General features: G+C 31.4%; 16 protein-coding genes and 1 tRNA gene. 2 read left to right on the top strand and 15 right to left on the bottom strand.

Annotation, left to right across the window (positions count from 1 at the left end):
• Positions 1-401 precede the first annotated feature (401 nt).
• Positions 402-563 (top strand): rubredoxin, encoded by a 162-nt coding sequence (rd, locus tag V6137_RS04565; RefSeq protein WP_425446703.1) that lies wholly within the window; start codon positions 402-404, stop codon positions 561-563.
• A gap of 62 nt (positions 564-625) precedes the next feature.
• On the opposite strand, the gene folK is transcribed toward rd, so the two are convergent.
• Genes folK through V6137_RS04545 form a run of 4 tightly spaced genes read right to left on the bottom strand, consistent with a single transcriptional unit; the run spans position 626 to position 3042 of the window.
• Positions 626-1099, bottom strand: coding sequence for a 2-amino-4-hydroxy-6-hydroxymethyldihydropteridine diphosphokinase (gene folK / locus V6137_RS04560; RefSeq protein WP_425446702.1), 474 nt, complete (start codon positions 1097-1099; stop codon positions 626-628).
• Complete coding sequence (gene folB, locus V6137_RS04555; protein WP_425446701.1) at positions 1092-1457, bottom strand: dihydroneopterin aldolase; 366 nt, start codon at positions 1455-1457, stop codon at positions 1092-1094. Before folB ends, folK begins: the two co-directional genes overlap by 8 nt.
• Positions 1445-2311, bottom strand: a complete 867-nt coding sequence (gene folP, locus V6137_RS04550) for a dihydropteroate synthase (RefSeq protein ID WP_425446700.1) — start codon at positions 2309-2311, stop codon at positions 1445-1447. Before folP ends, folB begins: the two co-directional genes overlap by 13 nt.
• A gap of 17 nt (positions 2312-2328) precedes the next feature.
• Complete coding sequence (locus tag V6137_RS04545) at positions 2329-3042, bottom strand: hypothetical protein (protein WP_425446699.1); 714 nt, start codon at positions 3040-3042, stop codon at positions 2329-2331.
• Positions 3043-3412: 370 nt separating this feature from the next.
• On the opposite strand from V6137_RS04545, the gene V6137_RS04540 reads away from it, so the two are divergent.
• Positions 3413-4240: a TIM barrel protein gene (locus V6137_RS04540; RefSeq protein ID WP_425446698.1), complete on the top strand. Its 828-nt coding sequence runs from the start codon at positions 3413-3415 to the stop codon at positions 4238-4240.
• Between the two features lie 219 nt (positions 4241-4459).
• Here V6137_RS04540 and yihA read toward each other — a convergent pair whose 3' ends face one another.
• From yihA to V6137_RS04485, 11 genes are all read right to left on the bottom strand, one after another.
• The gene (gene yihA, locus V6137_RS04535) at positions 4460-5059 is read right to left on the bottom strand and encodes a ribosome biogenesis GTP-binding protein YihA/YsxC (protein ID WP_425446697.1); all 600 of its coding nucleotides are present in this window, start codon (positions 5057-5059) and stop codon (positions 4460-4462) included.
• Complete coding sequence (gene lon / locus V6137_RS04530; protein WP_425446696.1) at positions 5046-7403, bottom strand: endopeptidase La; 2358 nt, start codon at positions 7401-7403, stop codon at positions 5046-5048. The genes yihA and lon overlap by 14 nt, the downstream gene beginning before the upstream one ends.
• A gap of 47 nt (positions 7404-7450) precedes the next feature.
• Positions 7451-8260 carry a CPBP family intramembrane glutamic endopeptidase gene (locus V6137_RS04525; protein WP_425446695.1) on the bottom strand — a complete coding sequence of 270 codons (810 nt, stop codon included), beginning with the start codon at positions 8258-8260 and terminating at the stop codon, positions 7451-7453.
• A gap of 342 nt (positions 8261-8602) precedes the next feature.
• A complete protein-coding gene (lonB, locus tag V6137_RS04520; RefSeq protein ID WP_425446694.1) occupies positions 8603-10291 on the bottom strand; it encodes an ATP-dependent protease LonB in 1689 nt (562 codons plus the stop codon).
• Between the two features lie 283 nt (positions 10292-10574).
• Positions 10575-11849 carry an ATP-dependent Clp protease ATP-binding subunit ClpX gene (clpX, locus tag V6137_RS04515; protein WP_425446693.1) on the bottom strand — a complete coding sequence of 425 codons (1275 nt, stop codon included), beginning with the start codon at positions 11847-11849 and terminating at the stop codon, positions 10575-10577.
• 20 nt (positions 11850-11869) lie between these two features.
• The gene (gene clpP / locus V6137_RS04510) at positions 11870-12454 is read right to left on the bottom strand and encodes an ATP-dependent Clp endopeptidase proteolytic subunit ClpP (protein ID WP_425446692.1); all 585 of its coding nucleotides are present in this window, start codon (positions 12452-12454) and stop codon (positions 11870-11872) included.
• A gap of 23 nt (positions 12455-12477) precedes the next feature.
• Positions 12478-13764, bottom strand: a complete 1287-nt coding sequence (gene tig / locus V6137_RS04505) for a trigger factor (RefSeq protein WP_425446691.1) — start codon at positions 13762-13764, stop codon at positions 12478-12480.
• A gap of 282 nt (positions 13765-14046) precedes the next feature.
• Positions 14047-14131: transfer RNA gene (locus V6137_RS04500), tRNA-Leu, on the bottom strand.
• Positions 14132-14306: 175 nt separating this feature from the next.
• Complete coding sequence (locus tag V6137_RS04495) at positions 14307-14894, bottom strand: metal-dependent hydrolase (protein WP_425446690.1); 588 nt, start codon at positions 14892-14894, stop codon at positions 14307-14309.
• 289 nt (positions 14895-15183) lie between these two features.
• The gene (locus V6137_RS04490; RefSeq protein WP_425446689.1) at positions 15184-15306 is read right to left on the bottom strand and encodes a hypothetical protein; all 123 of its coding nucleotides are present in this window, start codon (positions 15304-15306) and stop codon (positions 15184-15186) included.
• A gap of 11 nt (positions 15307-15317) precedes the next feature.
• A complete protein-coding gene (locus V6137_RS04485; RefSeq protein ID WP_425446688.1) occupies positions 15318-15752 on the bottom strand; it encodes a YaaR family protein in 435 nt (144 codons plus the stop codon).
• Positions 15753-15763: the final 11 nt, after the last annotated feature.

The following is a 15763-nucleotide window of genomic DNA, read 5'->3' as shown; positions in this document are numbered from 1 at the left end:
CAGTATAGCATATTTTCTTGAAAATTTCACATTTCCCTTTCTATATAGTATTTTACCCATAATTTATGTGTATAATCTTATAAATAATGGTTTTTGTTTAAAATTAGTTGGGGGATTACGAATCCCCCAACAACCAGAGTAGAATCCCCCAACAACTAAAGTAGAGTTTTATAACAGCTAAAATAGGGTTTCATAACAAGTAAAATAAGGTTTCATAACAACTGAAATAGAGTTTTATAACAACTGAAATAGAGTTTTATAACAACTGAAATATAGACTAGCCATCTGGTAATTTAACTGAAATAATATTTCAAAATATTATTTTTTTAAGTTTAAAATTGCAATTTCTTGGGTATTATCTAGTTATATATGATAATTATAAAATGAAAGGAGTTTTTGTTATGGATAAATATGTATGCATTCCTTGTGGATATGTTTATGACCCAGAGGTAGGAGATCCAGATGGAGGTATAGAACCAGGTACAGCCTTTGAAGATATACCTGATGATTGGGTATGCCCAATATGTGGTGTTGGAAAAGATATGTTTGAAAAACAAGACTAAAAAAAGTGCAGAGTACATAGTACAGGGTGCAGAGAAAAACACGACCCCTTTGGGGTCGTGTTTTATAATTTCTTTATTTCTTGGTCTTCCAATCTATCCACTATAGTTTTTATATCTTCCCCATTTACCTTTATATCCTTTGCTATTTCATATAGAGGTATCATTACAAAGGCCCTTTCGGTCATCCTTGGATGGGGAATTGTTAGCTTTTCGTCGTCTGATGTATAATCACCATAAAGTAATACATCCACATCTATTGTTCTCGGGCCCCATCTTATTATTCTTTTTCTTTTTAATTCATCTTCAATATAATTACAATACTTGAGCAATTCATAGGGCTCTAATTCAGTTTTTATTTCAACAACAACATTTAAAAACCAATCTTGATCAGTATACCCAATGGGTTCTGTTTCATATTTAGATGATATTTTAATAACCTCTATTTTTTTATTATTCCGTAACATCTCTATTGAATCTTCTATATGCTTTTTTGTATCACCAATATTACTTCCTATACCTAAATATGCCCTAGTCATTTCTCCCTCTCCTTATTTCTACTCCAAAGTAGTCATATATGCCATTTACTGGGGCCTCTGGTTTTCTTATTAATACATTAACTTCGGATATAGTATTGAATTTATTAAGTAATTCCTGGGCTATATTTTCTCCTAGGGCTTCTATTAAGTTAAATCTTTTATTTTCTACTACGTCCTTTACTATATCATAGGCTATACCATAATGAACCGTATCATTAACATCATCAGACTTTCCAGCATTTTTTAAATCAACATACATGTCAATATCTATAAAAAATTTCTGTCCCAATACATTTTCTTCTTTTAATGCCCCATGATATCCATAAAAACTTAAGTTTTTCATTATTATTTTATCCAACAATTTTCACTCCTAACTATAGCATCTGTTACTTTAGCTGTTCTAACATTTTCTTTAACATCATGTATCCTTACTATATCTACCCCTTGGGTTATTCCCATAACTGTAGTGGCAAGGGTTCCTTCAACCCTTTCTTTAGGAGGTAAATCTAGTATTTTCCCTATCATTGATTTTCTCGATGTTCCTAATAGTATAGGATATCCTAGGTCATTTAACTCCCCTAACCTAGACATTACAATCATATTCTGTTCAGGAGTTTTTCCAAAGCCTATTCCTGGGTCTAATATTATCTTATCCCTATCTACTCCAGCCTCCATAGCTAGCTTTTCTGTTTTTCTAAAGAAGTCACATATTTCATCCATTATGTCTTTTCTATATTCTGTTCCATTTTGGTTATGCATAGCAACTATTGGTACATTATATTTAGCTATAACCTTTGCCATATTTTTATCTCTTTGCATACCCCATACATCATTTATCATATGGACTCCTATTTTTAATGCTTCCTCTGCAACCGATGCTTTATATGTATCAACAGATATAGGTACACCAATTTCAGCCACAAGTCTTTCTAGTACTGGTCTTAGTCTTTTCATTTCCTCTTCTGCCGATACTTCATCAGAACCAGGTCTAGTAGACTCTGCACCTATATCTATTATATCGGCACCCTCTTCTACCATTAACTTTGCATGTTCTATTGCCTTGTCCACATCATAAAAATCCCCACCATCGGAAAAAGAGTCGGGAGTCACATTCAATATTCCCATTATGTAAGTCCTTTTTCCAAAGTTAAATTTATATTTACCACAATCTACTTCTATTTTTCTATGGAATCTATAGTTTATATTTCTCATAATATCCCTCCAATTATTTATTTTAATGGAAAGTTACCCTTTTCCCAATATTTTAATCTACCTCCAACAGGCATTAGTACATAGCTTAATATTTTATCTAATAATATTATCTTTCTATCCTGTTTATACTCTAATATAAAGTTCTTACACATATTATATAGATCATTATCATTTTTCTTAATTACAGCTAATATCTTTTTATCCTTGGGTATCCAAATATTATTTATTTTTAAATATGCAATAAGAATATCATTTAATAGACTGTGAACAAGAAACTGAAAGTTAACCTCATCTTCTCGTCTAACCATCATATCTTCAAATTTTTGAAACAAATTAAATCTGATATAGTCTACCTCTTGTCTGTCCATTGAATCGGGACCTTTCTTATAAATATAGCTTATTTTTTCCAATAATAATTCCATATCATCAATCTTATTATATATAATTTTATATTTACTTAATGCATTTATTAAAAAAGGCCATTTTTCCTCTATACCTATTTTTAATAAATTCTTTGGCATATAGGATATATCAAATTCAATATTATCGATATTAACAACTTCCCTTTGGAAGCTATTATCATTAGTAATAATAAACATGTCTATATCTTTTAATTTATCAAAATCTTCATCTCTAGTATTTACAGCTGACCCTACTAATATTATACTTAAAGCAGAGGTATTACTTTTTATCTCTTCTATTTTGTCTTTGTATATTTTTAATATATTCATATATTATCAGCCCTTATCTTTAGTATGTAAAATAGGAATCTATAGTTATATTTCGACAATCTGATTATATCTTAGTGTGCATTTATAGTCAAACATATTATGGAACAAAGGTACCTTTGGTGCTTCTTTATTCAGTGCAGGGTGCAATGTGCAGAGAGCAAGGAATTGGTAAATCCATAAATTTATGTAGGGATTCAATACATTGAATCCCTTAGGTCTTCTTCTAGAAGACCTATTATGACAAAATAAGCTGTGGGATTACGAATCCCCCAGCAACTAAATTTTACTATTGCACTATACTATATTTAAAATTGTCTTGAATATACCCAGGACATACGTATAGGAATTTAGTGGAGAAAGGAGATTTCCTATGAAATTAGGTTTTACATTTGATGAAAAAATATTAAATAAAATTGAGATAAACAAATTACTATCTAAAGCTAGTGAAATAGGTGTATCTAGTATAGAGTTAAGTCCTGATAAAAATATAATTGATGTTAAAAAATACTTAGATATCGCAAAGGTTGCTAATGATTATAGTGTCGATATAAACTACCATATACCCTATTTTGCAGATAATAATTTATATGAAATAATGAATTTTAAAGAGCACGAAACTAAGGTCAAGGAAAAGTATGTTTCATTATTAAGTATAATAGAGGAAATAGAACAATTAATATCTAAAAAATCAATAATTGTAGTTCATGGAGCAAACTACAATAACATTGAGAGTTTTAATAAAGGTATTTATAATATGCTTTCTTTTATAGACTGGATATTAAACTTTTTATCTAGAAAAAATATTAACATATCTTTAGCTCTAGAAACTTTAAGAAAGGAACAATCTAGAGTAATAGGAGATACTAGAGAAGATATATTTAAGATTGTTAATGATTTTAATAGTAATAGATTGGGAGTATGTTGGGATATAACCCATGATACTATGAACTATTATCCCCATGAACCACCATTAAATGATGACTTCTTAAATAAAATAATCTATACCCATATCCATGGTATAGATCTAAATAATAATAAATCCCATTTCTCTATTAAAAATAGTGATATTGATTTTAATAGAGAAGTAGAGTTCTTAAAAAATAATAATTATGATGGTATTTTAAACTTAGAGTTGCTGGTATCCCATTGTGGAGATGGGTATCTTGAGTATCTTTTTGATGATATTGAATTGTTTTAAGGGAACTTGGATTTAGATATTATGAATTCTCCTCTAATCAATATAATTGACAATGGATAGTTGACAATTGACAATTTAAAGTAATTTTACTCACTCTGTTCGTAAAATATTATATCTCAAATTGGCTGAAGCCGATTTGTCCCTTAAACTGTCAACTGTCCATTGTCAATTGTCAATTATTAGCTGTATAAGTAACTTCCAACTCATCCAAAGGTTGTTCTATAATTTATCATTTACAATAAGTATCTGTTCAATAACATCCCAGACCTTATCCTTATTAGTCTTTTTAGTGGCGGAAAAAGGAACTATAAAATCCCTATTCTCAACTCCCAACTTCTTTTGTATCGCTGATATATGCTTATCCCTTTTTCCCCTAGATATCTTATCTGCCTTGGTTGCTATTATAATTCCATTATAACCAAAGGATTTTATCCAGTCATACATTAATTTATCATGCTCCCCTGGAGTATGTCTTATATCTAAAAGTAGTACCACCTCTATAAGATTTTTTCTCATGGTTAAAAATGTTTCTATCATCTTACCCCATTTTTCCCTTTCTTTTTGAGAAACTCTAGCATATCCATATCCAGGCAAATCCACAAATCTAAAACTATCATTGATATCATAAAAGTTTAAGGTCTGGGTCTTACCTGGTTGACCACTAGTTCTAGCCATCTTCTTCCTATTTGTCAATGCATTTATAAGGGAGGACTTGCCCACATTTGACCTCCCTGCAAATGCTATTTCCGGCAGGGACTCATCTGGATACTGGCTGGGATTTACTATAGTAGCTAGCATTTCTGCCTTATTTATTTTCATTATTATCATCCTCATTTACTAGGGCATGTTTAAGTACTTCATCCATTGTTTTTACAAACACAAATTCTACCTTCTTTTTCACCTTATCGGATACTTCTTCCATATCTTTTTGATTATCCCAAGGTAATAATATCTTTTCTATCCCTGCTCTGTTTGCTGCTAATACCTTTTCTTTTATTCCTCCAACTGGTAAGACTCTACCCCTAAGGGTTATTTCCCCTGTCATGGCTACTTTCCTATTTATTGGCCTTTTAGATAGTGCTGATATTACGGCTGTGGCCATTGTTATACCGGCCGATGGACCATCTTTAGGTATAGCCCCTTCTGGGACATGAATGTGTATATCTTGTTCTTTATGGAAATCTTCACTAATTTCTAATTCCTCTACCTTTGACCTTATATAACTTACTCCAGCCCTAGCAGATTCCTTCATAACATCCCCAAGTTGTCCTGTAAGCTGAAGTTTACCTGTCCCCTTCATAGGTGTAACCTCTATAGATAATGTTTCTCCACCTACAGCTGTCCATGCAAGGCCTGTAGCTATACCAATCTGATGTTTCTCTCCAGCCTTTTCATGTCTATATCTCGATACTCCTAAATATTTTTTAAGATTGGAACTATTAACCCTAATTGTCTTTTTATTCTCTTCGACTATTCGCTTAGCTGACCTTCTACATACTTTAGCTATATTTCTTTCTAAGTTTCTAACTCCTGATTCTCTAGTATAGTTATTTATAATATTTGCAATAGTATTATCTGATATTTTTAAGTTCTTTTCCTTTAATCCATGTTCCTTCAATTGTTTAGGTATTAAATATTTCTTAGATATATTTAATTTTTCTTCTTCAGTATATCCTGATATTCTTATAACTTCCATTCTATCTAAAAGGGGCCTTGGTATAGGTGTTAAACTATTAGCCGTAGTTATAAACATTACTTTAGAAAGATCAAAGGGAACCTCTAAGAAATGATCTGTAAAGGTACTATTTTGTTCAGGATCTAAAACTTCTAGTAATGCTGAAGCAGGATCTCCTCTAAAGTTACTACTTATTTTATCTATTTCATCAAATAGAAATACTGGATTTTTAGAGTTCGCCTTTTTTATAGAAGATATTATTCTTCCCGGTATGGCTCCAACGTAGGTTCTTCTATGTCCCCTTATTTCAGCTTCATCCCTCACTCCACCAAGGGACATTCTAACAAATTCTCTTTTTAGAGACCTAGCTATCGACTTAGCTATTGAGGTTTTACCAACTCCAGGAGGTCCCACTAAGCATAATATAGGTCCCTTCATACTTTTAGCTAACTTCCTTATTGCTATATATTCCAGTATTCTTTCCTTAACATCCTTAAGTCCATAGTGATCTTCATCAAGTATTTTCCTAGACTTTTTAATATCCACTCTATCCTTAGTTTCCTTATCCCAAGGTAAGTCTACTATCCAATCTAAGTAGGTTCTTATAACTCCACTTTCTGCCGATGATGGAGATACTTTTAATAGTCTATCCACTTCTTTTAATGCCTTTTCTTTAACTTCATCGGGTAAATCTATTTCTCCAATTTTTTCTTTGTACTCTTCTACCTCTTGTAGTATGCCTTCTTCTTCTCCCAATTCTTTTTGAATAGCCTTCATTTGTTCCTTTAGGTAATACTCTTTCTGAACCTTATTTATTTGCTTTTTTACTCTTTGACTTATTGTTTTCTCTATTTTTAGTACTTCTAATTCTTCCTTTAATATCACATGTAACTTTTCTAACCTTTCGTATGGCTCAAAAGCTTCTAATATTTTTTGTCTATTTTCAGGTTTAAGTTGTATATATGATGCTATTACATCGGCCAGCCTACCAGGTTCTTCTATTTCTTCTACAGTTATTAAAGTCTCTGGAGATACTTTATTTCCTGCAGCAATATATTCTTCAAAACTATCTACAACCATTCTCATTATAGCATCAAGTTCTTTATCCTTTTCCACCTCTTCATCATAAAAAGGTTCTTCTAATTGAACTTCAAAGTATGGTTCTTCTTTTATAATATCTAGGACCCTACCTCTATTAACACCTTCTACTAATACCCTTACTGTATCTCCAGGTAGTTTTAGCATTTGCTTAATCTTACAAACCGTACCAACATGATAAAAGTCATCCGGGGTTGGCATATCAACCTTCGCCTCTTTTTGTGATGTCAAAAATATAAGGGAATCATTTACCATTGCCTCTTCAAGGGCATTAACCGATTTGTCTCTACCTACATCAAAATGTATTACCATATAAGGAAATATCGATATTCCCCTAAGTGGTATTAAAGGCATAGTTCTCTTTTCGTTTTTATTTTCTATATTATCCATAGTATCAACTCCTTTTATAACCTTATCTATATGTATTTCTACACAAATTAAGTTTTAAAATCTATTTTTCTACTATTCAATGTTATTATTACTAGTATTATTAAATCTATAACCAAGAATATTAATTTTGTTTTTCCTTTTACTATTATACCCATTAATCCTAAAAAGGCATATATATTAATAAGAACATGTAAAACTACAGTGCTAATATACCCAAAGTAATCATATATAAAGCATAACACAATGCCACTAATGAAGGTATAGAAAGACAACCCAATATCAAAATGGGTAAGTGAAAATATTAGTGAAGATATAATAACAGCTGAAATTCTTTTATGGAATTTTTTTGATAACCAACTGTCATATATTAATACTCTAAAAGTAAATTCCTCTATTACAGGTGCTATTATACATATTAACCCAAACCATATGATATAGTCAATATATTGTTTGTTATATTGTACTACTTTAGTGGTATCTGATAATTCTAATTCCATATGGGAAAAAAATATGGAACTTATAGTGTATGTAATAAGAATTATTATTGGAGATAAAACTATAACTTTAACTAAATTATTTAAATCTGGTTTAAACCTATCATTATTTAATCTATAATAATTTAATATCTCATCACCATTTCCCCTATCTTTATATACTAATATTAAAAAAATAGTTATTGTAGGTAATAGAAATAATTCATCCATGAACAATAATAATAATATCTCCATTATCGGTAAAATATATTTGAAAGCCTTCAATTTAGTTTGTCCTAATAAGACCCAAAATAATATATATTGTTTCAATATTATGGCTATTAGTAATAAAAACAACATCCCCCTTACAATGCTAGCTAGCATATAATTTCCCCCAAAGTTTAATATAGTGTTTACTGTAATTTAAAACCATTACATATTATATTTTATTCCATATTCCATCCTTTTTCAACAAAAACAGGCTGCTATATAACAGCCTACTCTAATTCTACATAAATCCGTTTAGAGAAAATAATAAAAAATGGGAGCCATCCCCCAGGATTTGTGAAAATATAGAATAAAGGAGAAAATCGTTTAGAATTCCACTGTCTGAACGTAGTGAGTTTGGAATTCTATTTTTGACTGTTTCTTTATATTTTCCAAATCCGAGGACTGGCGGACATTTTTTATTATTTTCTCTAGCCCTTAAGGATGGTATATAACAGCCTACTCTAATTCTACTCCTTTAGCCACCAATACTTCTTCATTTAAATTATTATCTCCCTTTATAACATCGGCATTATTCTTTTCTAACATTGCATATGTTATTATCTCATCTATATTTTCTATAGGGATAATCTCAATGTCTTTTTCATTATCAAATCTTTTTTGATAATTATCCCTAGGAATTATAACCCTTGTACAGCCTGCTTTTTTTGCAGCTTCAATTTTTTCCACTACTCCCCCTATAGGTTTTACCTTTCCTCTAATAGATATTTCCCCAGTCATAGCAATCTTATTATCTACTGGTATTCCTTTAATACTAGAGTACAGAGCACAGGTTATGGCTATACCCGCCGATGGTCCATCTATTGGAATTCCCCCAGGAAAGTTAAGATGTATATTATAATTAGATGGTTCTATATTAAAGTGATTTCTAAGGACAGTCATAACATTATCAACGGAACTTTTAGCTGTACTCTTTCTCTTTAGCTTTTTATTTGAAGATGACATCTCCTCTTCATCTACTATTCCTGTAACAGATGTTTTACCTGTCCCCTTCTTTAATACTAAAGTTGATAGTGCCTCTATTTCTATTAATGAACCGGTATTAGCTCCAGTAACTGCTAAACCATTTACTAATCCTATTTCTGGTTTGTCATATATTTTTCTATCCATTCTAGGTGTATACCTTCCACTGTGTATTACCCATTCTATATCTTCTAATTTAATATTATGTTTACCATCTAATAAGCATAATCCTCCTGCATTTTGTACTATATTCACTGCTTCTCTTCCGTTTTTTGCATACTGTTTTATTTTTTCAATGGCCTTATCTTCAATCTTAAAACATCCTTTATCTGCTGCATTTTTTGCAATAGTCCCTATTTCTTCAGGTTCTAGACTTCTAAAATATATTTCTACACATCTAGATCTAAGTGCTGGGGGCAATTCAGATGACAATCTTGTTGTAGCACCTACAAGTCTAAAGTCCGCAGGAAGTCCACTTTTAAATATATCATGGATATGGGATGGAACTTTCTTATCCTCTGAGTTATAGTAAGCACTTTCTAAAAATACTTTTCTATCCTCTAAAACCTTTAAAAGTTTATTCAATTGTATGGGATGTAACTCTCCAATTTCATCTAAAAATAATATTCCACCATGGGCCTTTGTAACAGCACCAGGTTTCGGTTGTGGTACCCCCGATTGGCCTAGAGGTCCTGCTCCTTGATATATAGGATCATGTACTGACCCTATTAGGGGATCTGCAATAGACCTCTCATCAAATCTTAAGGTTGTAGCATCCATTTCAACAAACTTTGCACTTTTAGAGAATGAAGAAAATTTATTTTTCTTTGCTTCTTCTAATACAAGTCTTGCTGCGGCAGTTTTTCCTACCCCAGGAGGACCATATATCAAAACATGTTGGGGATTTGGACTACATAGGGCAGCCCTAAGGGCTCTTATTCCCTCTTGTTGTCCTATTATATCTTTAAAACTTGATGGTCTAGTTTTTTCAGACAAAGGCACTGTCAAGCTTATATTCCTAAGTTCCCGTAACCTTTCCATCTCTTTTTTTGACTCCTTAGTCGTTGCATTCTTTTCTTCTTTTTGCTTTCTAAGTAAGTTTAAAAAATATAAACCTATCACTATAGCAAAGAAAAATTGAACAATAAAAAATATGCTTCCCAAAATATTCACTCCCTTAGTAATAGTTATACTATTATCTTTCGTCTAAGGGAGTTTTTTTATCCAAGAATAAGTTGGGGGATTACGAATCCCCCAACAACTTTTTATTGTACATCTCCCAACAACTTTTTATTGAGAATCTATCTATAACTTTTTATTGAGAATCTATCTATAACTTTTTATTGAGAATCTATCTATAACCTTTTATTGGGAATCTATCTATAACTTTTTATTGATTAAAAGTAGAAAGGATTAGGATAAATAAAAGACTGGCAATGCCAGTCTTTTATGAAGCCGTTTCTTCCTCTTCTTTATCTTTTCTATTATTTTTTCTTTTTTCCGATAATACTAAAGTTGGCTCTTTTTTATTCTCCACCGTATCTTTAGTTATAATACATTTTTCAATATCTTCCCTTGATGGTATATCATACATTATATCAAGCATAACTTCTTCTAATATACCCCTCAAGCCTCTAGCCCCAGTTTTTCTTTCCATAGCTTTTTTAGCTATTATCTTTAATGCTTCATCGTCTATGTCTAGTTCCACTTCATCCATCAAGAATAACTCTTTATATTGCTTTACAAGGGCATTCTTAGGCTTAGTTAGAATCTCAACTAAAGCTTCTTCATCTAATTGGTCTAGGGTTACTATTACAGGGATTCTTCCAACAAATTCAGGTATTAAACCAAATTTCAGAAGATCTTCTGGTTGTATGTGTCTAAGTATAGTACCTATATCCTTAACTTCTTTACTTTGAATCTCTGCTCCAAATCCAATGGATTTTTTACCTATCCTTTTTTGTATAACCTTATCTATGCCGTCAAATGCTCCGCCTACTATAAATAAAATATTTGTTGTATCTATTTGTATAAACTCTTGATGAGGATGTTTTCTTCCTCCTTGAGGTGGTACACTAGCTACAGTTCCTTCTAATATCTTTAAAAGGGCCTGTTGTACACCTTCTCCACTAACATCCCTTGTTATAGATGGATTTTCAGATTTTCTAGCTATCTTATCTATTTCATCTATATATATAATCCCCTTTTCAGCTTTTTCAATATCATAGTCTGCAGCTTGGATTAATTTTAATAGGATATTTTCAACATCTTCACCAACATATCCGGCTTCTGTTAAAGAAGTGGCATCAGCTATAGCAAAGGGCACATTTAAAATCCTTGCTAAGGTTTGAGCAAGTAAAGTCTTACCAGACCCTGTAGGCCCTAATAGCGCTATATTACTCTTTTGAAGTTCAATATCACTACTAGAGGGCTTTTTATTTATTCTCTTATAGTGATTATATACAGCAACAGCTAATGATCTTTTAGCCCCTTGTTGTTTTATCACATAATCATCTAATATCGCCTTAATCTCAGCTGGCTTTAATAATTTTTTAACCTCTAATTCTTCATTATCTTCAAACTCTTCTTCGATTATTTCTTGACACAGCTCTATACATTCATCACATATATATACATTTGGGCCAGCTATCAATCTTTTGACTTGTTCTTGAGACTTCCCACAAAAAGAGCATTTTAGCTGCTTCTCATCAAATCTTGACATTATGACACCTCTCTTAAAGATTATTTCCTAGAAGTTATAACTTCATCTATTATACCATATTCTTTAGCTTCCTCAGCTGACATGAAGTTATCTCTATCGGTATCTTTCTCTACTTTTTCATATGGTTGACCAGTTTTGTCACTTAAAATTTCATTCATTTTCTTTCTCATTTTCACAATACGTTCAGCATGTATCCTTATATCTTCTGCTTGCCCTTGGGTTCCACCTAAAGGCTGATGTATCATAACTTCAGCATTTGGTAATGCATATCTTTTACCCTTTGCTCCTGCAGTAAGTAAAAATGCTCCCATACTTGCAGCCATACCTATGCATATAGTAGATACATCTGGCTTTATATATTGCATTGTATCATATATTGCCATTCCTGCAGTTATAGATCCCCCTGGACTATTTATATAAAGTTGTATATCTTTATCTGGATCCTCAGCTTCTAAAAATAAAAGTTGCGCAACTACTAAACTTGCAGTAGCATCATTAACTTGATCTCCTAAAAATATAATTCTTTCCTTTAAAAGTCTAGAATAAATATCATATGATCTTTCTCCTCTATTGGTTTGTTCAACAACCATTGGTACTAAAGCCATATTACGCGCCTCCCTAAATAATATTAAGACATTTTAGCATTTTCTACCAAAAACTCAGCCGTCTTTCTCTTAATTATACCCATCTTGATATAATCTAAATCCCCATCTTTGATATTCTTTTTAATTTTTTCCACTTCTTGATTATATTGTTTAGCCATTTTTTCCAGCTCTTCTTCTACTTCTTCATCTGTAGCTTCTATTCCTTCTTTTTTCCCTATTGTTTCTAGTACTAAATCTGTTTTAACAACTTTCTCTGCATTTTCCTTCATTTGTTCCCTTAAATCTTCCATAGTAGTATTTGTTAATTCAAAGTACTTATCTATATTTAGACCTTGGAATTGAAGTCTATAGCTAAAGTCGTTTACTTCATTATCTATTTGTCTTTCTACCATTGCCTCTGGAACATCTATTTCTGCATTTTCTACTACTTTTTCTACAACATTATTTTCATTTTCAGCCTTTTCTTTATTCTCAGACTGCTCTTCTAGTTTTTGCTTTGTATCATTTTTTAATTCATCTAATGTATCAAATTCACTTACATCCTTAGCAAATTCATCATCTAATTCTGGAAGCTCTTTTTCTTTTATTTCATGAATTTTCACTTCAAAAGTGGCCTCTTTACCAGCTAAATCTTCAGCTTGGTAATCTTCTGGGAATGTAACTTTGACTTCAACTTCTTCATCTTTATTTTTGCCTATTAATTGGTCTTCAAATCCTGGAATAAATCTACCTGAACCTATCTCAAGATTTTGATTTTCCGCAGTTCCACCTTCAAACTGCTCACCATCTATAGATCCCTTATAGTCTATTGTTAAAATGTCTCCTTCTTTTGCTGCTCTATCTTCTACCTCTATTATTCTGGCATTTCTTTCTTGAATATTTTTAATTTCTTTTTCAATATCTTCCTCTGTTACATTATACTCTACTTTTTCTACTTCTATACCTTTGTATTCTCCAAGTTCCACCTCAGGCTTTACTGTTACTTCGGCTATAAATACTACTGGTTTTCCCTTTTCTAATTCTTCTATATCTATTTCTGGTCTATCAACAGGCTCTAAATTATGCTCTTCTATTGCCGCCTCATAGGCCTCTGGGAATACCATGTTTATTGCATCTTCATAAAATACTCCTTCACCATAATTTAACTCAATAATCTTTCTAGGTACTTTTCCCTTTCTAAAACCTGGAATGTTAAATCTGCCTCTGTTTTTAATGTATGATTTTTGAACTGCTTTTTCAAATTTCTTAGTGTCTACTTCAAGTTTTAATGTAACTGTATTTCCTTCTTTTTTTGTAATTGTTGAATTCATTATAACGTTCCTCCTTATTACTTTATTAATTTATGTATGGACTCGATACAAGTCACTTTTTTAATAGATTAAACCGCAATCTCGTCCATTTTTGTCATAATAATCAGTATTACACATTAACTAGTCAATTAATTATATCATAAATATTTTCGATATCCAATATATCAATAATATGTAATATTGATAGGTGGTATTACCTAATTTTTTCCTATATTAAATTATATATACATATTTATAGAGACATAGGAAAAAAACCAATGGTTTTACCATTGGTTTTTGAATTGGTACAGGTGAAGGGAGTCGAACCCCCACATCATAAGATACTAGATCCTAAGTCTAGCGCGTCTGCCAATTCCGCCACACCTGCACATATTCATTTATGAAGTTTATCTAACGACAAGATATATTATATAACCATTTTCTTAATATGTCAAATATTTTATTTAGGTAAAATATGTTTACTTTACAATTATATAGACGATAATATTTCGCCTATTAAACAACTACAAATTTATCAAAAACTAAAGGGGATATGGACATACCTATATAATGGGAAATTTAAACATAACATATCCTATATAAACTGTTAACATTAATAATAAAACATTTTCCGCCATACTACCGGTTTTTATGTTTATTGGGAATTTAACTCTTTTTTCTACGGGAAAAAACAACTGTATTCCTGCTACAGTAAAAAAATCTGCAACCAAATGACTTATATAACCTAATGTAAAACCGATCCAAATTTCTGGTATACCGTATTTTTCAGAAAACAAATATGCTACTGTGGAAAATAATCCTATACCCACAATACTATGGGTAAAACTTCTATGCCCAGATAAAGAGGTTATAATAAGGGACACTCCTAAAAGACTATAAATATTATTATCTACTCTTAAATCATATACTATTAATCCTAGCCCCACTGTAAAAAACAAATACATCATAAATTTTTTATTATTAAAAAATAATATGCTTTGATTTATCTTACTATTAGGGTGGTCTAAATCCGGCAACAAAGCTCCTATAACAGAAGCTGTAATAAGTATTATTCCACTTTCTATGGGGTATTTTAATGCAGTTGTAACTGATGCTGCCGCACCTATTATCATATGGGTTTTCCCTTGCATTTTATATATCCTCCTGATGTCCTAAACCTACTTGTCAACTTATAGTACTATTATACCCCATAATATACGACAATTATAGTGTTAATTCTGTTTTTTATTTAATTTTTTATACCAAATTCTTTTTTATTACTTAATTCAAATACTGTGGAGTTGGTGACCCGCCTTTACTTTTCATAGCAAAGTTTATACTGAATCCAAGGGACAAGGCATGCCTTGTCCCTACATAATTGTTCACTATCAATTAATTTCCCGCCTCTTCATACGGCGGGGGACTGAATATATTCAGTCCCTACGTTATTGGTTGGGGGATTACGAATCCCCCAACAACATAAATTAAAATTTTACGACCATCGGGAGTAAAATCTCCCCATCTATTCTTTATTTTTATATTTCTTCTTTCTTCTTTACCCATTCTTCTTTAATTTAAGCGTAAATATTAACCATCAATCCCTCTATCTCGCCTACTAACTTTAATATATTAAGCCCCTTCTTTTCTTCATCAACAATAGCATCTGTAACTTCCAATAACTTTTCATCCACTTTCGATACGATGCTTAAAACTCTAGATCTTCGTCCAGGTCTAAATCCACCTCTCCTATCAAGTTTTAAACCATAATCAACAGCTTCATTCATAAATTCCTTTACTTTCTTTTTATATCTCAGTAAATTATCTATAGTTCTTTTATCTGCAAGTAACTTCCCTTCCTTTCTTACATCCTTTAGAAGGTTGTTTAGTTTCTCTAGGGTTTTATCATCCTTTTTTTGAGACATTAATGCATCAAAAGAGATACTGGGCTTTTCTGCAGTTCTATTATTAACTTTATTTACATTTAATCTGTTAACTTTATTTATTTTCATAATTCCCCCCC

The organism is Dethiothermospora halolimnae (assembly GCF_037577855.1).
Taxonomy (GTDB): Bacteria; Bacillota; Clostridia; order Tissierellales; family VENL01; genus Dethiothermospora; species Dethiothermospora halolimnae.
Note: the sequence above shows the minus strand (reverse complement) of the source record. Positions and strands in the feature narration are given on the sequence as shown.